Annotated in this window: 17 protein-coding genes; 12 read left to right on the top strand and 5 right to left on the bottom strand. The window is 62.2% G+C overall.

Translation table 11 applies throughout. From position 1 onward, the window contains the following. Positions 1–268: 268 nt before the first annotated feature. Positions 269–1,360, bottom strand: coding sequence for a TQO small subunit DoxD (locus VGH41_RS17445; RefSeq protein ID WP_331598756.1), 1,092 nt, complete (start codon positions 1,358–1,360; stop codon positions 269–271). 340 nt (positions 1,361–1,700) lie between these two features. On the opposite strand from VGH41_RS17445, the gene VGH41_RS17440 reads away from it, so the two are divergent. From VGH41_RS17440 to VGH41_RS17425, 4 genes are all read left to right on the top strand, one after another. Continuing rightward, entirely contained in the window at positions 1,701–1,958 is a 258-nt protein-coding gene (locus VGH41_RS17440) for a hypothetical protein (RefSeq protein ID WP_331598755.1), read from the top strand. Between the two features lie 104 nt (positions 1,959–2,062). Beyond that, on the top strand, positions 2,063–2,833 hold the full coding sequence (locus VGH41_RS17435; RefSeq protein WP_331598754.1) for a ferredoxin--NADP reductase: 771 nt from the start codon (positions 2,063–2,065) through the stop codon (positions 2,831–2,833). A 60-nt stretch (positions 2,834–2,893) separates the two neighbouring features. After that, a complete protein-coding gene (locus VGH41_RS17430; RefSeq protein ID WP_331598753.1) occupies positions 2,894–3,454 on the top strand; it encodes a DsrE family protein in 561 nt (186 codons plus the stop codon). Between the two features lie 64 nt (positions 3,455–3,518). Beyond that, on the top strand, positions 3,519–4,514 hold the full coding sequence (locus VGH41_RS17425; RefSeq protein ID WP_331598752.1) for a substrate-binding domain-containing protein: 996 nt from the start codon (positions 3,519–3,521) through the stop codon (positions 4,512–4,514). A gap of 65 nt (positions 4,515–4,579) precedes the next feature. On the opposite strand, the gene VGH41_RS17420 is transcribed toward VGH41_RS17425, so the two are convergent. The 3 genes from VGH41_RS17420 to VGH41_RS17410 all read right to left on the bottom strand — a co-directional run bounded on the left by VGH41_RS17420 (position 4,580) and on the right by VGH41_RS17410 (position 8,252). After that, a complete protein-coding gene (locus VGH41_RS17420; RefSeq protein ID WP_331598750.1) occupies positions 4,580–5,263 on the bottom strand; it encodes a class I SAM-dependent methyltransferase in 684 nt (227 codons plus the stop codon). A 109-nt stretch (positions 5,264–5,372) separates the two neighbouring features. Then, the gene (locus VGH41_RS17415; protein ID WP_331598749.1) at positions 5,373–6,368 is read right to left on the bottom strand and encodes an aldo/keto reductase; all 996 of its coding nucleotides are present in this window, start codon (positions 6,366–6,368) and stop codon (positions 5,373–5,375) included. A 156-nt stretch (positions 6,369–6,524) separates the two neighbouring features. Beyond that, a complete protein-coding gene (locus tag VGH41_RS17410) occupies positions 6,525–8,252 on the bottom strand; it encodes a methyl-accepting chemotaxis protein (protein ID WP_331598748.1) in 1,728 nt (575 codons plus the stop codon). 479 nt (positions 8,253–8,731) lie between these two features. On the opposite strand from VGH41_RS17410, the gene VGH41_RS17405 reads away from it, so the two are divergent. From VGH41_RS17405 to VGH41_RS17370, 8 genes are all read left to right on the top strand, one after another. Further along, positions 8,732–9,874 carry a branched-chain amino acid ABC transporter substrate-binding protein gene (locus VGH41_RS17405; RefSeq protein ID WP_331598759.1) on the top strand — a complete coding sequence of 381 codons (1,143 nt, stop codon included), beginning with the start codon at positions 8,732–8,734 and terminating at the stop codon, positions 9,872–9,874. Between the two features lie 102 nt (positions 9,875–9,976). Then, a complete protein-coding gene (locus VGH41_RS17400) occupies positions 9,977–10,906 on the top strand; it encodes a branched-chain amino acid ABC transporter permease (RefSeq protein ID WP_331598758.1) in 930 nt (309 codons plus the stop codon). Positions 10,907–10,911: 5 nt separating this feature from the next. Further along, the gene (locus VGH41_RS17395) at positions 10,912–12,084 is read left to right on the top strand and encodes a branched-chain amino acid ABC transporter permease (protein WP_331598747.1); all 1,173 of its coding nucleotides are present in this window, start codon (positions 10,912–10,914) and stop codon (positions 12,082–12,084) included. Then, on the top strand, positions 12,081–12,866 hold the full coding sequence (locus tag VGH41_RS17390) for an ABC transporter ATP-binding protein (RefSeq protein WP_331598744.1): 786 nt from the start codon (positions 12,081–12,083) through the stop codon (positions 12,864–12,866). The genes VGH41_RS17395 and VGH41_RS17390 overlap by 4 nt, the downstream gene beginning before the upstream one ends. Beyond that, positions 12,863–13,570, top strand: a complete 708-nt coding sequence (locus VGH41_RS17385) for an ABC transporter ATP-binding protein (protein WP_331598743.1) — start codon at positions 12,863–12,865, stop codon at positions 13,568–13,570. Before VGH41_RS17390 ends, VGH41_RS17385 begins: the two co-directional genes overlap by 4 nt. Positions 13,571–13,594: 24 nt before the next feature. Then, complete coding sequence (locus tag VGH41_RS17380) at positions 13,595–14,887, top strand: amidase (protein ID WP_331598742.1); 1,293 nt, start codon at positions 13,595–13,597, stop codon at positions 14,885–14,887. A 54-nt stretch (positions 14,888–14,941) separates the two neighbouring features. After that, on the top strand, positions 14,942–16,246 hold the full coding sequence (locus VGH41_RS17375; RefSeq protein ID WP_331598741.1) for a M20 family metallo-hydrolase: 1,305 nt from the start codon (positions 14,942–14,944) through the stop codon (positions 16,244–16,246). Positions 16,247–16,349: 103 nt separating this feature from the next. Then, complete coding sequence (locus tag VGH41_RS17370; RefSeq protein ID WP_331598757.1) at positions 16,350–16,868, top strand: XRE family transcriptional regulator; 519 nt, start codon at positions 16,350–16,352, stop codon at positions 16,866–16,868. Positions 16,869–16,974: 106 nt separating this feature from the next. Here the strand turns inward: VGH41_RS17370 and VGH41_RS17365 are convergent. Then, positions 16,975–18,652: TonB-dependent receptor (locus VGH41_RS17365; protein ID WP_331598740.1), on the bottom strand; the 1,678-nt coding region annotated here is incomplete at its 5' end.

Raw genomic sequence — 18,652 nt, 5'->3', positions numbered from 1 at the left:
CGTTCTGCAGACGCAGCGGACGAAACTCCTCTTCGCTCAATTCGCCCGACAGCCGGCGCCGAACCTGGTCGCGGTACTGCGCGACGCGTTCGTCGACGATGGTCTGGTCGTACTGATCGTATTGGTACATTCGGGGACCCCGGGTTTGGGACGCGGGCAACGTGTTGAAGTTGCCTGCGCAGGCTGTCGGTATTGAACCGCTGCAGCGTATTCACTGCGGCCATTCGTCGAACAAAATCCTCATGCGGTATGACGAACCGCCAGGATCTCAGTGCTGCAGCGACGTCCGGAAGATGCGCCCATCGACATCCGTCAGTTGCAGCGTGGATGCGTCGGCAATCGGCCGCGCATGAGCGGCTGAAGCCGGGAGTGTGATAGTTGCAGCAGCACCCATCGCAGCGCGCAGACCGAACGGCCCTGGGCCGAACTTGTTGTAGGCGTAGTCGTTCGCGAACGCTGTCTTCGACATCTTCGAGAGCGTTTCCGTATCCCAGTGCGCCACGGGCGCCCCGCTCGCGTCGAGCAGCGCAGCCTCGACGACATGGACAGGAGCCTCAGGTGTTCCTGCGTCAAGCGTGACGTGAAAACGCACGCTACCGTCAGGAAGAACGGTCGCAGCGGCCAGTGTCAGGTGATGCGCGGTCGGACTGATCGGGCCGCCATGAAACGGCGTCACCACGGAACCACGATAGTAGCTATACGTGCCGACGTTGAATACGACCACGAATGCCAGTACCGCGAGCGCAAGATTGCGAAAGCCGATATCCGAAACCGGCAGCGCCCTTGAACCCGCCGCCCAGCGGAACCACCCGGAGCGTGCGCGTTGCGGCTTGTTCTTCAGAAGGACGTTGTCAATCGACCAGGCACCGCTGCCGCCCAGCATGAGCGTGGCACCCATGGCAAGGTTGCAGGCCGCCATGGTCCATTCGTCAATACAGGTCGCACCTTGCCAGCCGAACATCAGCATGAGGACCACGGAAAAACCCATGGACGTCAAGGCGGCGGCGCGCGTGAACAGGCCCAGCATCAGCATGAGACCGACGATCAGTTCCGCGGCGCTAAACAGAATGACGCCCGCGTAGAGCAGATAAAAGTGATGCAGCATGAAGCTGATCACATGCCCCATGCCGAACAGCGCGCCCGGTATCGCGGTCTGAAACTTGTTGGCCATCCAGTGAGCGGCATGCGGATCCAGTTTTCCCGGTGCATAAATGAACCGGCGGGAGCCACCGCCCCAATAGATGAAGCCTTGAATGACCCGGACCGACATCAGGGAGATGGCGGACATGCGCCAGGCGCGCTGCTCTGCGTCGCTCGGTGCGCGTTCCCGGATCGCCGCCGGGGATGCAATCGTACTCATGGAAGAACCTCAGAAATGGATGGTCACGTTCATCGTCCGACTGAAGTGCGCGACCCGTTCAGGCTGTGGTGCGGATCTGCCAGTCATCGATGAGCAGCGTATCGAAGCTGGAGTTCGGGGAAAAATACATTTATCGCATTGACGCCATGCGTTTTTGGTATTCGCCAATTAAAAAAATTTTCATGATCACGCGGCTGATCCTGGTATATCCCGTAGGCATGGCACAGATATCACTATTGTATTTTTCTGAAGTCAGCGTCGTCCCTACACTGCGTCCATGCCTTTCAGTGACCAGCCGGTCTCACAGGCGTGAACGATCAACCCAGTGTAAGGACTGAAAATGAAGACCTCTTTCTCTGCTGCTACCGCCGCACTCTCACTCGCCGCCTCGCTGTTCTGTGTCGCAGCCTACGCCGACCAGCCGCTTGCCAATCCGCCTGCCACACAAGCTGTGCAATCGCAGCCGGCAGTGGGTTCAGCAGATCAGACCGCACAGTCGCAGGGTCTCACCCGCCAGCAGGTCTACGACCAGCTGGTCCAGGCTGAAAAGGACGGTTCGCTGGCACGTCTGAATTCCACGATCTATGCGGGTAGCTGACGCGTGGTCGGCCCGCATGGAGTGAAGCCGGCACACGCACTGGATGCGCGCCGGCTTGCTGTGATCCGACTCTCTCCCGATCCCTGCCAGGACCTGTCTGAGCCATGAGCAATCTGAATCTGCAAACCGTCACTAGCGTGCGTCACTGGACGGATACACTCTTCAGCTTTACCTGCACACGCGATGCGGCGTTCCGCTTCGAGAACGGCCAGTTCACCATGGTCGGACTCGAAGTCGACGGCAAACCGCTCCTGCGTGCCTACAGCATCGCTAGCGCGAATTACGATGAGGAACTGGAATTCTTCAGCATCAAGGTTCCAGACGGCCCGCTTACTTCGCGGTTACAGCATCTGAAAACAGGCGATACGCTGCTCATTGGCCGAAAACCAACCGGCACGTTGATCGTCGACAACCTGTTGCCCGGTCGCGTGTTGTGGCTGCTCTCCACCGGCACGGGACTCGCGCCCTTCATGAGTGTGATTCGCGACCCCTCTGTGTACGATCGCTACGACCGGATCGTGGTGACGCATACGTGCCGGCACATCCGCGAACTCGCGTATCGGGACTACATCACAGACTCGTTGCGTACACACACATTCCTCGGTGAGCAGGTTCGCGAGAAACTCATTTACTACCCGACGGTCACGCGCGAAGCCTTTTCCAATGTCGGACGCATTACCGACCTGATCGAGACCGGCAAGCTGTTCACCGACACCGGGCTGCCGTCATTTTCCACCGAACGCGATCGCATCATGCTGTGCGGCAGCTCCGCGATGCTGCGGGACACACGCGCCCTACTGGACGCGCGCGGCTTTGCGGAAGGCAACCAGTCGGTCCCCGGGCATTACGTGGTGGAACGGGCCTTTGTTTCGTAACCCGATCTGCGCATGTCGTTCGTATTCCCCCCCTACACCACCACACACAGGACATTCTTCATGAGCAAGATTAAAGGCTTCATGGCGGCTACACTGATCACCGTCGCGTCAATGTCGGTCCACGCCGCACCCGCCGACCCTGCAGGGTTCTGGACCACGCCCACCATCCAGGGCTACGGGAGCATCCACTATCTTCCCGATGCTGCTTTCAGGCCTCAACCCGGCCACACCTACAAGGTGGTGTTCGCCATGACCCAGGGCGCAACCGATCCCGGCAAGGCCAACCCGGCGCTGGAGCACGTGGCACGAACCGTCAACCTGTATGTGGCAGCGGGCGTGCCGCTGGCAAAACTGAAATTCGTTGCGGTTGCCTATGGGGCGGCAACGCCCCTCGCGCTCGACGACGCCCATTATCAGGCAGCGTACGGCGTGCCCAACCCGAATCTTCCCCTCATCGCCGAATTGAAGAAAGCGGGCGTGACGGTCGCCGTCTGCGGCCAGGCGGTCGCCGAACATCATTTCGGGTATGACTGGATCGACACGAACGTGACGCTCGCCCTGTCGGGTTTGACTACCGTGACGACCCTCGAAGAGCAGGGTTACGCGTTGATGCCCCTGTAAGCTGTTTTCCAAACGGTGTCGCAGAGTGCGACGCCGCAATCCAATCTCACCCGGTGTCGTGCTCATGTTCCGTCAAGCTACCAAAGCCGCTATTGCCTGCCTCATCTGTACGGTCAGCGCATTGGCCATCCCGCTGGCCCAGGCCCAGTCAGCGGAACCCGCCCAGTCCTCGGTTCAAGGCGTCTATCCTCCGTGGCAGCACGGCGCAAACAACGACCGCGTGGACCGAGGCCTGTCGTTTACCGAGCCTGATGCCGACAATCTTGCAGATTTTCACGGCGACCCGATTGATCCAGAGCTCTCGCTGTATGTTGGCGGCAATTATTTCTTTGCGATGGCGCCGCTCGTGCGTGCGTTCGAAGTGCGCTACCCGCAGTACAAAGGCCATATCTACTGGGAAACCATTCCCCCTGGCCTGCTCGTGAAGCAGATGGAGAATGGCGGCACCGTCACGGTGGGAAACATGACCTGGACTGTCCCGCCCGACGTCTACCTGGCGGGACTCAAGGCGGTGCAGAAGCAGATCGATGCGGGGCTTCTGCAGGCACCCGCAGTACCTTATGTGACCAACACGCTGACGATCATGGTGCCGAAGGACAATCCGGCACACATCACCGGACTTGCCGATCTCGGCAGACCCGAGGTCAGGCTTGCCATGCCAAACCCTGAATTCGAAGGCATTGCGCGGCAGATCAAGGCCTCGCTCGAACATACCGGTGGCGACAGGTTACTGAACGAAGTTTATGGCACCAAGGTTGCCGATGGTTCGACCGTGTTGACGCACATCCATCATCGGCAGACACCCCTGTGGATCATGCAGGGCAAAGCGCAGGCCGGCGTCACATGGCAATCCGAAGCGATGTTCCAGGAGCAGGCCGGGCATCCCATCAGTCACGTCGACATTCCGGCCGGCGACAACGCAACGGCTATCTATGCGGGCGCTGTGGCGAAGAACGCGCCCCACGCCGCAGCGGCCCAGCGCTGGCTGGACTTCATCCGCTCGCCCGAGGGCCTGGCAATCTTCGAACAGTACGGATTCAAACCCTATCAGGCAAAATAAGGACGTGTTCGATGCCGAGCCCGCTCGCAGATAGTGGTTTAGCGGGCTCTCACAATTCGACACGCTTATCTGGTGATGCAATACATAGGTCGAACGCTTGACGAAAGATGACTGGAGAAGTCACCCAGACGATGAATCTGAATGTTCGAACATGCGGCAAATATTTCCAAGGGATCTTCTGGCAGAGATTCTCGCCAGGCGAAGTTGACGCCTTCGTCGCGATGAGCAAGTTCGACGACCAGTATGGGAATGCGGGCAAGTAGCTCGGCAACGAGCTGCTTAACGTAGTCGAGTCCGCGTCGTAGCGTAATGTGATGAAGAACGCTTAGAGCGAGCGCGACATCATATTCGCCCGGCAGGATTGCGCTGACCGTCGCGAGGTCCAGCGCCCCCGTCTTGAATGTGGCGGCCAGACCGTTGATTCGTTGCGTAGCCAGAGCGACCGCAGTGTTTTCGGGGTTGATGTCGACCCCGGTAGTCGTGGCGCCACGGTCCGCAAAATAAAACGGGAAATAGCCCAGCGACGAACCAAAGTCGATAAGACGAAAACGCCTGCCTGACGAACCGAGCGCCGTCTCAATGGCCACCGCCCTGTCACGGCACGAACGCAGCGGTCCTTCGACGCCGGTTAAACCATAAAGCGGTTGATAGTGTTCGACCCGGTTGAAGCACTGTTCAATCAGTTCCGGCGGAGCAGGAACCGGAAATTCTTCTACCAGGTGCAATCCGCCAGAAGCAATGTCGCTCATTGACTGTGTATTCCATTCTGATTTGAGTGACCGCGGCCATGCCGGCCGGAGAGAAGTCCGGGCGCCGCCTCGTTTTGCCGCGCGGCGCCCTTCCGCTGGTTCGGGGTTTTTACCAGCGCTGGTGAACCTGAGGCGCTATATGACGCTCATAGACTTCGCGGACGTGTTGCATTGCCTCATCGGACAGTGGCGCGAGGTTTGCAGCCGCAACGTTTGACGCCGCCTGCGCCGCGTTCTTACTGCCCGGAATGATGACGGAGACGGCCTCCTCCATGAGAATCCAGCGCAGGGCCAACTGCGCCATGGAGCTGTCCACCGGCACGAGGCCGCGCAGCTCGTCGACCGCTTTCAACGCGATGTCATAAGGCACCCCGGAGAAAGTTTCGCCGACATCGAATGCCTCGCCATGGCGATTGAAAGCGCGATGGTCATCTGACGCAAAAACCGAATCCGCGGACATTTTGCCCGTCAGCATGCCGCTCGCCAGCGGCACTCGCGCAATGACTGCAACGTTCTTCTCTTGCGCCTGCCTGAAGAACAATTCGGCCGGGCGTTGACGGAACATGTTGTAGATAATCTGGACCGAAACCACATTGGGATACTCGATCGCCTTCAGCGCCTCTTCGACCTTTTCGACCGACACGCCGTAGAAGCGGATCTTGCCGGCAGCGACGAAGTCGTCCATCGCGTCGAACACCTCGGGATGGTAATAGACCTCCGTCGGCGGACAATGCAATTGCACCAGGTCGAGCGTATCGACGCCCAGGTTCGAAAGGCTCCGGTCGATGAAACCAGCGAGCTCGCTCCGGTTCGTATAGCCACTCGTCACATGCGGGTCGAGTCGACGACCGAGCTTCGTGGCCACGATGGGACGCTCGCCGCCCCGTTGTCGCAACACGTCCCGAATGATCCGTTCCGAGCGGCCGTCGCCGTAGACGTCTGCCGTGTCAATGAAAGTGACACCGCTGTCGAGCGCGGCGTTGAGTGCGGCTTTGGCGTCGTCCTCGGCGACGCCGCCCCACGATCCGCCAATCGCCCATGCCCCAAAACCGATTTCCGACACATTCCAGCCGGTGCGACCAAATTTTCTCGTCGAAAGCGTCATTTTCAGTGCTCGTCCCGTGATTTACGAAGTGGCATGATGGATGCCTCAATGAGCCGCCCTGCACCAAAGCCGGCGACCCGCCATTCACAGTGTAGCAAGCAGACGCTGACCGGAGATGTCACGTGTCTCCCGGGCGGCTTTAGCGCGCTGTCGCGGTCAGAACGTCTGCCAGTCCGTACCCTCGACCGTTATCGACGGTTCGCTGCGAGGCGGCAGCGGCGTGGCGACTCTCGTGATCGGTGCCGCACGCTCCGCCACCTGGGCGGGCCGGCGCGCCGCTGGCGGCTTCGCAACCGGGCGCGGGCTCACCAATGGCGCGACGCCATCGGTCTGCGCCGTGCGGAACACCGCCACTGCTTCGCGCATCCGCCTCGCCTGGTCCAGCAGTGAGCCTGCCGCCGCGGCCGCCTCTTCGACCAGCGCCGCGTTCTGCTGCGTGACTTCATCCATCTGGCCGATGGCCTGGTTCACCTGCTCGATGCCGCGGCTCTGCTCGACCGAGGCCGACGCGATCTCGCCCATGATGTCGGTGACGCGCTGAATCGCTGTACCCACCTTCCCCATCGTCTCTCCCGCTCGCGCGACCAGCTCGGTTCCGGTTTGCACGCGGCTGCCTGAGATCTCAATCAGCGCCTTGATTTCTTTCGCTGCTACTGACGAGCGCTGCGCCAGCGAGCGCACTTCGCTCGCCACTACCGCAAAGCCGCGGCCCTGCTCGCCTGCCCGTGCCGCCTCCACCGCCGCGTTGAGCGCGAGGATGTTGGTCTGGAAAGCGATGCCGTCGATCATCCCGGTAATTTCGGCGATCTTGCCCGCGCTTTCCTCGATGCCCGCCATCGTCTCGACCACCTCGCCGACGATCGCAGAACCTTCCTTGGCCACAGCACGCGCATTGTCAGCGAGGCCGCTCGCCTGGAGAGCGTTCTCCGAGTTCTGCCTGACGGTCGCCGTCAGTTCCTCCATGCTCGCCGCCGTTTCCTGCAGCGACGCGGCCTGCTCCTCGGTTCGCGAAGACAGGTCGGTGTTGCCCTGCGCGATCTGTCGCGCGCCCGTCATGACCGACTCAGCGCCCATGCGAATCTCGCCCACGGTGGTCGACAGGCTTTCGGTCATGGTGCGAAGCGATCGAAGCACCTGCCCCGTCTCATCCCTGCCATCCGCGTCGATTGCCGTGACCAGGTTACCGTGCGCGACGCTCTCAGCCGCATCGACGGCTACGCGCAGCGGCCGGACGATCGAGCGCGTGACAAGTAGCGCGCAGATCGCACAGACAGCCAGCGCGAGCGCCGCGAGCACCAGCACGAGCGTGCGTGCGCTCTCATACGCTTCGCTCGATGCGTCGCGCTCGGTCACTACCTGGTTGCCGACGTAATCGATCAAGGCTTGCACTGCGCTCAGATACTGGTTCTCCAGCGGCACCTGTTCGCTTAGCAACTTTTGCCGTGCTCCTTCGGCGTCGCCGGACTTGATCTGCGCGATGATTTCCGCCCGGTTGGACAGATACGCCTCACGCACAGACGCTATCCGCGCCAGCAGTGTTTTGCCCTGGTCCGTGTCGACAAGTTGCTCGATTTCTTTGGCCGCATTGGAGACGACCTCGTGACCATTTCCGATCGATTGCAGATTGGCGCTTACGACCTGCGGCTCATTGCTCGACAAAGCGGCCAGGGCGTCGCGTTCCATCACCGCCTGTCCGCGCGTGATTTCGAGCAGCAGATGCAGATCCAGCAACACCGGCATGCGAGCGCGCGTGACGTTGTTGACGCCCTGGTTGAAGCCACGCAGTCCACTTAGCGATACAGCCGACAGTGCGAACGTCAGAACCAAGGTGACTGCGAACGCCAGCGCGAGGCGCGCCCCGATTTTCATGTTGCTCAATTGCATATGAGAGTTCCCATCTTTCGAATTCCGCCAGTGGTCTGCCAGCTTCTCTGGCCGGCCCTGCATAACGACAAGAAAGACGAGAACCTTAGGGGGTTTTTACTTACAGACTCGCTACGTTAGCGTGTGCACCCGTTAGCCTACGCGGTCGCGCAAGGATCACTGCGGCACGATGTCGCCCGCCAGTGTCCATCTGGCCGGCGATACCTGTCGCCTCATGCACTGCTTCGGCACGCCACCGCACTGCCTCGCGCACCGCCAACGTGCGCACCCGGAGTCATGGTGGTGCGCGATCCACTCCCGACAGTCCCGATAGCGCGCCGAATATCGCCGCAGTACTTCGCTAAATAGCCGTCCGACAGTCAATCAAGAAGCTGGCGCGCCTTTTGCTTTTCTGTATTCAAGTTACTTGAATTACGATCAAATTACTTGAATGCCATGAAAGGAGAATGTTGGTGAGTATAAGAAAGCTTTCGAAGGTAATGGGACTTGCAGCGCTCGGCTGGTCGCTGCTGGCTGGATCGGCTTTCGCGAAGGACGTGGTCAAGATCGCCTTCATTGGACCGCTAACCGGCGGTGTGTCGTCGATTGGTCTTGGCGGGCGCAACTCCGCGGACCTCGCCGTACGCTTGCGCAATGCGGACCCGAAGAGCAAATATCAATACCAGCTGGTTGCGCTCGACGACGAATGCAAACCGAACGTGGGTGTACAGGTGGCCACGCAGGCCGCATCGGACAACAGCATCGTTGCCGGCGTGACGAACTTCTGCTCGGCCGTCGCGGTGGCGAGCGTCGACGTGTACCACCGCTTCAACCTGCCGGTTGTCGTGTGGGGCGCGGTGCTTCCCGATGTCACGTATAGCCACGACTACAAGGAAGTCCATCGCGTCAACGGCACGATGATCAATCAGAGCCAGGTCGCCGCGAAATTCATGACGGGCCTCGGTTACAAAAAGTTCGTGATCATTCACGACACGACCGACTACGGCAACGGCCATGACAAGTACTTCAGCGAGGCGCTGTCGAAGGACGGCGGCCAGATTCTCGCCGACATCGGCGTCTCTGCGGACCAGCAGGACTTCACGACTGAACTGACGAAGATCCGCGATCTGAAGCCACAGGTCGTGTATTTCGGCGGCCTGACGCCAATCGGCGTGCGCATCCGTACCCAGATGCAGAAGCTCGGCATCAACGCGCAGTTTGAAGGCACCTCCGGAATCAAGTCCGATGCGTACATCGACGGCGCCGGCCAGGCCGTCGCCGAAGGCTCGCTGGCGTTCCTCGAAGGCGCACCCACCGACAAGCTGCCGGGCGGCGCGTACTTTCTCACGCAGTACAACGCCCAGAAATACACCGAGCCGCCCGAAGCCTATGGCGCATTTGCATTTGCCGCTACCAACCTGATCATCGATGCGGTCGAGAAGGACGGTCCGAACCGCCACAAGGTACGCGATACGCTAAACCAGACCAGCAACGTCGATACGATTATCGGCAAGGTCACCTTCGACGATCATCGCCAGAACATCGTGCCGCTCGTCACGCGCTACGTCGTACAGGACGGCAAGTGGGTGATCTGGGAGGACAGTGCGTACGCGAAGGGTCAACGGAAACTGAAGGGTCTGTGACCTGCCGGGAACGGGCCGCTCCGTGTGACGCGGTCCGTCGGCTTACTAACGCGGCGCAGTCTGCGCGCCGCGCAGCTGGATGATGCGCTCGATGAGGCAATGATGGATGCATTAGGGCAGTACATAGTCAACGGGCTCATGCTCGGTATGATTTACGCAATGGTCGCGGTTGGGTTTACGCTCTTTTTCGGCGTGCTCGATGCGATTCAGTTTTCGCACGGCGATGTCCTGATGGTCGGCGCTTTTGCCGGCCTCGCCGCCTCGCTTGGCGTGTCGGCGCTCGGTATCGGTTCGCCATGGTTGCAACTGGTGGCCGTGGTGGTGTGCGCCGTGGTCGTGACCGGCCTGCTCGGCGCTGTGATCGCGCGTTTCCTGATCCTGCCGCTGCATCGGGCGCCCCCGCTCAACACCTTGCTGGCGACACTCATGCTCGGCTCGGTGCTGCGCGAATGCGTGCGTCTGTTCTATCCGGACGGCGCCAATCCGAAACCGTTTCCAGCGCTGCTGCCCGCGTCGTTTGTGAACCTCGGCGGGTTTGCGTTGCGCGTCGATAACATCATCCTGCTGTTGACCGGGCTTGCCGTGATCGTCGGTCTGCACCTGCTGATTACACGAACCCGGCTTGGCCTGTCGATTCGCGCCGTTGCGCAGGATGGCGAAACCGCGCGGCTGATGGGCATCGATTTCAGCGCGATCGTGCTGCTGACGTTCGGTCTGGGTTCGGGCATTGCCGCGCTGGCCGGCGTGATGAACGGCCTTTACTACAACGAGATCAATTTCAACGAAGGACTGCTGCTCGGCGTCATCGGGTTCTCGGCGGCCATTCTGGGCGGCCTCGGCAACGTGTATGGCGCAATTCTCGGCGGCTTCCTGTTCGCCGGGCTCGAAGTGCTGGGCAGCGCCGCGCTGCCCGCTCTCGTTCCCAACATTCCCAGCGCCTACAAGGACGTGTTCGCGTTTGCTGTCGTCATCATTCTGATGGCGTGGAAGCCAACCGGTCTGATTGCCGAACAAGCGAGTGAACGAGTATGAGTACGATGACCCCTTCCCTCGCACGCGGCCGCAGCCGCGGCGGCATTGCCATCCAGATCGCGCTGGCCCTCGTCATCACTGTCTATCTGTGGCTCTTCCTGCAGGCGCAGTCACAAATCGAAGTGTGCGCGCTGCTGGTGGTCGCGGCCGCGGCGGTGTTTGCCGCGAAACGGTTCGGACTGACCGGGCGCATTGAAGCCGCAACACGCACGAGCCCGCGCGCCGGACCGTGGTGCGCGCTGGTCGGCACGCTCGCGCTGATCGCCACCTTTTACGACGTGCACTATGTGCTGCTCCTGATCTGCACCGTGTTGCTGTTCTCGACAGCCTGCCTCGGTCTGACCGTGCAGTTCGGCTATGTGGGCATCGCGAATTTTGCCGGCGCCGCCTTTTTCGGCATCGGCAGCTATACGATCGCCGTGCTGGCGGCCCGTACCGGTATCCCGCATGTGCTGCTGATCGTAGTGTCCGGTGTGGTATCGGCCGCGATCGGTTCGATCCTGATCTTGCCGGTGCTGCGCACGCGCGGTCACTACGCGGCACTCGTGACGATCGCGTTCGGCATCCTGTTCCAGACTTTCGTCGAGGTGAACAGCCTGCTTGGCGGACCGCAGGGTCTGCATCTGCCGGGCATCTCGATGTTCGGCTATTCATTCGGCGACGGGCTCGAACTGTTCGACCAGGACGTGTCGTTCTACGTCCCCTATGCGCTGCTCAGCCTCGTGATCTTCGGCACCGCGTATGTGGTCATCAAGAGGCTCGAGAGATCCTGGATCGGCCTGAGCATGGATATCGTGCGAACCGACGAGACGGCCGCAGCCACCTTCGGCATTCACATTGCACGCTGGAAAGTGATCGCCTTCATGCTCGGCAATTTTCTCGCCGGTGTTGCGGGCAGTGTGTACGGGATGATGACCGGCTTCGTGTCGCCCGACAACTTCACCTTCAGCGATTCGCTCTTGCTGGTGTCGATTGCGGTACTGGGCGGCCTCGGCAATCCGCTTGGGCTGGTGCCGGCTGCCTTCATCGTGCTGGTGCTGCCGCAGAAGCTGCAGTTCATCCAGGAATACCGGTTTCTGTTCTACGCAGTGGTCGTGATCGCGATCCTGCTGTTCCGCCCGGACGGTTTGCTGCCGCGCCTGACCCGGCAGTTCTTCAACAATGAGGTGTCGCGATGACCGCACCCCAATCTCTCGTGCAAGTGCAGGACGTGACGATGCGCTTCGGCGGACTCACGGCGCTCGACAACCTCACGCTCGAGATCCACGCAGGCGAAGTGCTGGGCCTGCTCGGGCCGAACGGCTCGGGCAAGACCACTTTCTTCAATGTGCTGACAGGCCTCTACAAGGCGAGTGCCGGCGCGATCCGTTTCAACGGCAAGCTCCTGACCGGTTTGCGTCCGCAGGAAATCTACCGCGCGGGTATTTCGCGCACGTTCCAGCGTTCGCGTCTGTCGCTGCCGTTGACCGTGTTCGACAACATCGTCATCGGCGACTACCAGCATCTGCAGCACGGCATGATCTTCAACCTGTTCCGGCGCGCAGCGTTTCGCTCCGAGTATGAGCAAGCCGTCGAACGGGTGCGCCAGCTACTGGCGATTTTCAGCCCGCCGCTGCTCGATCGGCTGTTCGAACCGGTCGGCACGTTCTCGATGATCGACCGGCGCCGTATCGAGGTGTGCCGTGCGCTGATGAGCGGCCCGCAACTGCTGCTGCTCGACGAGCCGTCGGCCGGCATGACGCATGACGAGACCCATGAACTCATGGACGATATCCTCGAAGTACGCAGCAAGCTGCGCGACCTGACGGTCGTATTGATCGAACACGACATGAACGTGATCGAGCGCGTGACCGAGCGCTGCATCGTATTCAGCTACGGCAAAAAGATCGCCGACGGCAGCTTCGCGCAGATCACCGCGGATCCGGTGGTCCAGACGGCCTATCTGGGAGAAGCAGCATGAGCATCTTGCAGATTCGCAATCTGCGCACGGGCTACGACAAGGTCGATGTGCTGCACGATGTGTCGATCGACGTCGCGCCCGGCAAGATCACGTGCATTCTCGGCGCCAACGGCGCGGGCAAAAGCACGCTGATCCGCGCGATCCTCGGACTGACGCCGGCGCGCGCCGGTCAGGTGCTCTGGGACGGCGCCGACCTCACCGGCGAAAAAACCCATCGCATCATTGCACGCGGCATTGCCTGCATTCCGGAGGGGCGCAAGGTTTTTCCGCGCATGAGTGTCGAGGAGAACCTCATGCTCGGCGCCTATCTCGAGAAAGGCGGTGCGCAGTTGCGCGAAAGGATCGAGCGCGTCTACGATATCTTTCCGCGCCTGCGGGAGCGTGCGCGCCAGTTTGCCGGCACGATGTCGGGCGGTGAGCAGGCAATGGTTTCGATCGGTCGCGGTCTGATGGCCGCGCCCCGGCTGCTCCTCATCGACGAGCCGTCGCTCGGGCTGTCGCCGCTGTTCGTCAAGGAGAACTTCAAGGTCATCAGGCAGATCAACGACCTTGGCACGACCGTGCTGCTCGTCGAACAGAACGCGCACCAGACTCTGGCGATTTCGCACTATGGCTACGTGCTGTCGCAAGGGCGCGTGGTTGCGTCCGGCACCGCGCAGGAGCTGGCCGAAAACAACGACGTGCGCGCCGCGTACTTCGCCTGACCACCTGACTACAGGAAACACGGTATGACAGACATTCTTGCATTGAGCGTACGTGAGCTGGCCCAGCAGGTAGCACAGCGCACCTTGAGTGCGGAAGCGGTAGCGCGCGCCTACATCCAGCGAATCGAAACGCAGGAAGCCACGCTCCACGCCTGGCAATATTTCGATGCGGCACAGGTGCTCGCGCAGGCGCGCGGTGTCGATGCCGCAAGCACGGCAGCCGGGCCGCTTGCCGGCGTGCCGGTAGCGGTCAAGGACGTAATGGACACCGCCGACATGCCGAGCGGCTATGGCTCGCCGATCTACGCGGCATATCGCCCGCTGGTCGACGCGGCCGCGGTGGCTGCGGTACGCGCCGCCAGCGGGATCGTGCTGGGCAAAACCGTGACGACCGAATTCGCCACGTTCAAACCAGGACCGACCGTGAACCCGCGTTCGCCGCGCCTGAGCGAACCCCACACGCCGGGTGGTTCGTCGAGCGGCTCGGCCGCCGCGGTGGCCGCCGGCATGGCACCGGTCGCATTCGGCACGCAGACCGCGGCGTCGATCGTGCGTCCGGCTTCGTTTTGCGGCATCGTCGGTTACAAGCCGACCTTCGGTACGCTGCCGACCGCCGGCGTCAAGCCGCTCTCGCCGAGTCTCGACACGCTCGGCGTGCTGACCCGTCGCGTCGATGATGCGGCCTTCTTCGTGGGGATTCTCACGCAGCGCGAGTTCGTCATCGAGAAGGCCGGGCCACTGCGAGTCGGCGTGTGCTCGACTCCATACTGGGATGCCGCGACGCCGGCCAGCCGCCAGGCGCTGACGGACGCGGCGCGTTTGCTGGAAATTGCCGGCGCGACGGTCGCCGACGCGGTGCTGCCGCAGGCTTGCGACAACCTCGCCGACGTGCAGAGCGCGATCATGAGCTACGAAGCGTCGCTCGCCTACGTGCCGGAATATCAGACGCGCCGCGACGATCTGAGCGAGCCGTTTCGCGCCGTTCTTGCGGCGGGAGCGTCGCTGGGCGGCGCCCGCTACGCGGCCTTGCAGTACCAGGCCGAGCAGGGCCGCCAGGCGCTGGCCGCCCTCTTCGACCGGTTCGATGTACTGCTGGCGCCGAGTGCCCCCGGTGAAGCGCCTGCGGGCCTCGCTTCAACCGGCGACCCGATCTTCAGCCGGATGTGGACGCTGCTCGGCAATCCTTGCGTGAACGTGCCCGTTGGCACGGGTCCTGTGGGACTGCCGATCGGTGTCACGGTGATCGGCCCGCGCTGGCGCGACGAGGTGGCGCTGTCAGCCGCTGCACGGCTGGAACAGGCCGTGAGCACGCGTTGACGCGGCGCCTCGAATCAACAGATGCAATCACAGATGCAATTTCAGGTACCCCCTATGAGCAGTCATGACGTCAGTCAGGCAGCGGCCGAAGCCGCTGCACGCACCCAGGATGCAGTCGATAGCCGTCGGCTGAACGACGCGATCGCAGAGTTGGCCGGGTTCGGCGGCCGCAGCGACGGCGGAGTGGCCCGCGAAACCTTGACACCGCTCGATGTGGAGGCGCGCCGCCATCTGGTCGGGCGCGCTCGCGCGCTCGGCTGCAGTGTCTCCGTCGACACCTGCGGCAATCTGTTTTTCCGGCGCGCGGGGCAACAAGCCGACTTGCCGCCGGTGCTGACCGGTAGCCATATCGATACGCAACCGGTCGGCGGCAAGCTGGATGGTGCCTACGGGGTGATCGCGGGGCTCGAGGTCATTCAGGCATTGAACGATGCGGGCGTCGCGACCCGGCGTCCAGTCGAGGTCGTGGTGTGGACCAATGAAGAGGGCTCGCGCTTCGGTCCCGGAGCGATGGGTTCCAGCGCCTTCGCGCAACCCGAACGTCTCGCGGGCTATCGTGCGTCGCGCGATGCAGAGGGCGTCACATTCGGCGACGCGCTCGACGCCACGCTGGCGCAGATGCCTGATGTCGAGCGGACCGCGTTGGGGCACGCTGTCGATTCGTGCGTTGAACTACATATCGAGCAAGGTCCGGTGCTTGAAGATGCGAATGTACCGCTTGGCGTCGTGACCGGCATCCAGAGCGTGCGCTGGTTTAGCGTGACGGTTTCCGGGGCCGCCGCGCATGCGGGTACGACGCCCATGGAAGTGCGTCGCGATGCGATGCGGGCGGCGCTGGAACTGGCCGGCCACCTGTATGCCCGTGGCGACGCCATGCGCGCGAGCGGGCTGCGCATGACGCTCGGCCGGTGGCGCGTCGGCCCGAACTCGATCAACACGATTCCCGGCGAGGTCGAGTTCACGGTCGACGCGCGCTGCGTCGACGAAGACGTGCTCACCCGTTTCGAAGCCGCACTGCGCGATGCCGTTGCGAGCCTCGATGCGGCCGACGGCTTCACCGCGCAGGTGCAGAGCCTCTTTACACGCGCCACGACGCACTTCCCGCTGCCTATGACCGCACTTGTCGAGCGAGCTTGCGCACGCGCGTCGGCGAACGCCGGCGAGGGGGCGCCGATCGAGGTGACGTCGGGCGCCTTCCATGATGCGATGTATGTCGCGGATCTGTGTCCGACGGCGATGATTTTTGTGCCCAGCCGTTCGGGCATCAGCCACAATGCCGCCGAGTATACTGAGCCCCACCAGCTTTATCTGGGCGCACAAGCGCTCGCATACGTCGTGGCCGAACTGGCCTGTCGCTAAACCCTATCGAGCCGCCCCTACCTTGAAAAAGCCCAACAGCGTCGCCGAGGCGCAACCGGAGCCGGACGACGCCTCCACGCCCCATGCCCTGCTCGGTGGCCGCATGCGCCATGCACGGCGCATGGCTGGGCTGACGCTGTTGCAGTTGGCGCAGAAGGCTCATTGCTCGGAAAGCCTGATCTCCAAGATCGAAAAAGGCAATGCCACGCCATCGCTCGCCACGCTGCACCGGCTGGCCGTGGCGCTGGAGACCAATATCGCCGCGCTCACGTCGCCGGCGCAGCCGACAGGCGGCCCCGTAATGCGGCAAGGCGAGCGTCCCGTGATCCGCGGCGGCGGCATCGCGCTCGAGCGCGTCGTGCTGCCGAACCGCAACGGTTTGCTGCAGGCGAACATTCATATCCTCGATCCGGGTCAGGGCAGCGACGGCCAGATTGAACACATCGGAGAGGAAGTCGGTTACGTGCTCGAAGGGACCGTCGAACTGACGCTGCGTAGCGCAAGCTACATTCTGCATGCGGGGGACGCCTTCACCTTCACGAGCGAGACGCCCCACGGCTACCGGAACGCGGGTGAGACGACGGCGAAAATCCTGTGGGTCAATACGCCGGCAACCTATTGACCCGGACGCCGGGAACACGGCGTAGGTCCGGACGGCACGCGGGCGCTTGTACAAAACCGCGGGACAGAAGCACCGCGGTTGTTGGTCCGATTGATTGCCCGTCTTATCAGAAATCCAGTTCCACGCTACCCATGAGTGTTCGAGGCGCCCCGAGAAACGCTGTGTTCGAGCCTGGGACGCCGACGTCGTTGCCGTCCGCGATCGACACGTAGTAGTAGCGGTTCGTCACGTTGAGCACCTGCAGCCGCGCGGTCACGTGATGCTTGTACAGGAGCGCGGTCGAGTAGCGCACGCCAAGGTCGAGCGTCACGTAGGACGGCGCGGACGAGAGATTCGTGTCGCTCGCTGCCCGACTGCTCTCATAGTGCACGGCGCCGGTGAACGCAAAGCCTTCCGCGATACCCGGATGATAGTCGAGCGCAAGGTCGCCCTTGAATGCGGGCACACCGACGACGCGCCCACCGTTCCCCGATGAGGTGGCCGAATCGATCAGTCGCGCGTCGACGTAGGTGAGGCCGCCAAGCACACTGAGCGAGGGCAGCACTTCGCCCTGCACGAACACTTCCGCGCCGATGTTGCGCTGCGTGCCGACCACCCCGAAGACGTTGGTCGTTGCATTGGTCTGCGCGAGCGGGCGCGTCATGTCGAAGCCGTCCGCGGTGATCAGCAACGAACTGGTCGGCGCGTATTTAACGCCGGCCTCGTACTCGCGGTCGTGATACGGCGCCATGAACTGGTTGACGTTCGCGGTGCCCGCCGGCGCCTGATCGCCTTCCTCGACGCTGTCGGAGAAGGTCGCGTACGTGGTTACGGCCGACGTGGGTTTGTAGATCAGCGAGACGGTCGGGCTGAGTGCTCCGTTGTCCTCATCCGAACTTGTCGTCTGCCCCGTCGTACCGAAGCTCTTCGCGTTGATGAACGACGCCGAAAGCACGCCCTGTAACGCCCACTTGCTGTTGAAGTGCAGCGTGTCGCCGACGATCAGCGATTCCTCGGAGATCGTCGCGGACTCGTATTCCCCGCCCGCGTTCGGGGTGGCCGGTGCCCCGAATACAGTGGGATTCGCCAGATTTGACGGGCCAAGCGTCTCCAGGAAGGCACCAGGATTCCGATAGGAATCCTCTCCAGCCGAAAAACCATTCGCGCCGAGCGAGAGGTCATTCTTCATGCCGAGAAGATTGAAATGTCCGTTCAGGGAGGCGGTCCAGCTGGCGATCGTGAAGTGCGGAACCGCTGACCAGTTCTGCACGGCCGTGTATCCCCCGGTATTGTTGGTCATCTCGTCCTCAATGCCGTAGAGACCGCGAATGGCGTTTTGATAGAGTCCGCCCACCTCGCCGCTCCAGTTGTCGTTGAACTGGTGCTTGAGCTTCAATGCAGCAGTGTCGGTGGTGAGATCCGAGCCTGCGAAGGGTTGGCCGAGGCCCGGCGTGTCCGGGTTGACCGCGGCCGGCAGCATGGAGCTCGTGCCTTTGGAACCATAGATGATCCCGCCGGGCAGACCGGTGGTGTCGGTTTCGTAGTGGCTCAGGTCGAGTTCGACGACGGTGTTCGGATCGAGGTGGAAATCGAAGTCGCCCGAGATCAACGTGCGGTTCACGTTACTGTCCGTGGTATAGCCTTCACCCTCGCCGTGCACGAGATTGAAGCGGTAGCCGATCGCGCCGTCCGGACTCATCCCGCCCGCTCCGAACCGGCCGCCGACGTCGAGCGCCTCGGTCCACACGCCTTTCGAATCGTAGCTCTCAATGAAACGATAAAGCGGCGTGTCGGTAGGGCGTTTC

The sequence above is a fragment of the Paraburkholderia sp. genome, from assembly GCF_036488795.1.
Taxonomy (GTDB): Bacteria; Pseudomonadota; Gammaproteobacteria; order Burkholderiales; family Burkholderiaceae; genus Paraburkholderia.
The sequence above is the reverse complement of the archived record's forward strand: the minus strand, read 5'-3'. Positions and strand labels throughout refer to the sequence as shown.

Coding starts and splice junctions, on each gene's coding strand:
- VGH41_RS17445 (WP_331598756.1), bottom strand. CDS start 1,360: ATGAGTACGATTGCATCCCCGGCGGCGATCCGGGAACGCGCACCGAGC.
- VGH41_RS17440 (WP_331598755.1), top strand. CDS start 1,701: ATGAAGACCTCTTTCTCTGCTGCTACCGCCGCACTCTCACTCGCCGCC.
- VGH41_RS17435 (WP_331598754.1), top strand. CDS start 2,063: ATGAGCAATCTGAATCTGCAAACCGTCACTAGCGTGCGTCACTGGACG.
- VGH41_RS17430 (WP_331598753.1), top strand. CDS start 2,894: ATGAGCAAGATTAAAGGCTTCATGGCGGCTACACTGATCACCGTCGCG.
- VGH41_RS17425 (WP_331598752.1), top strand. CDS start 3,519: ATGTTCCGTCAAGCTACCAAAGCCGCTATTGCCTGCCTCATCTGTACG.
- VGH41_RS17420 (WP_331598750.1), bottom strand. CDS start 5,263: ATGAGCGACATTGCTTCTGGCGGATTGCACCTGGTAGAAGAATTTCCG.
- VGH41_RS17415 (WP_331598749.1), bottom strand. CDS start 6,368: ATGACGCTTTCGACGAGAAAATTTGGTCGCACCGGCTGGAATGTGTCG.
- VGH41_RS17410 (WP_331598748.1), bottom strand. CDS start 8,252: ATGCAATTGAGCAACATGAAAATCGGGGCGCGCCTCGCGCTGGCGTTC.
- VGH41_RS17405 (WP_331598759.1), top strand. CDS start 8,732: ATGGGACTTGCAGCGCTCGGCTGGTCGCTGCTGGCTGGATCGGCTTTC.
- VGH41_RS17400 (WP_331598758.1), top strand. CDS start 9,977: ATGGATGCATTAGGGCAGTACATAGTCAACGGGCTCATGCTCGGTATG.
- VGH41_RS17395 (WP_331598747.1), top strand. CDS start 10,912: ATGACCCCTTCCCTCGCACGCGGCCGCAGCCGCGGCGGCATTGCCATC.
- VGH41_RS17390 (WP_331598744.1), top strand. CDS start 12,081: ATGACCGCACCCCAATCTCTCGTGCAAGTGCAGGACGTGACGATGCGC.
- VGH41_RS17385 (WP_331598743.1), top strand. CDS start 12,863: ATGAGCATCTTGCAGATTCGCAATCTGCGCACGGGCTACGACAAGGTC.
- VGH41_RS17380 (WP_331598742.1), top strand. CDS start 13,595: ATGACAGACATTCTTGCATTGAGCGTACGTGAGCTGGCCCAGCAGGTA.
- VGH41_RS17375 (WP_331598741.1), top strand. CDS start 14,942: ATGAGCAGTCATGACGTCAGTCAGGCAGCGGCCGAAGCCGCTGCACGC.
- VGH41_RS17370 (WP_331598757.1), top strand. CDS start 16,350: ATGCGCCATGCACGGCGCATGGCTGGGCTGACGCTGTTGCAGTTGGCG.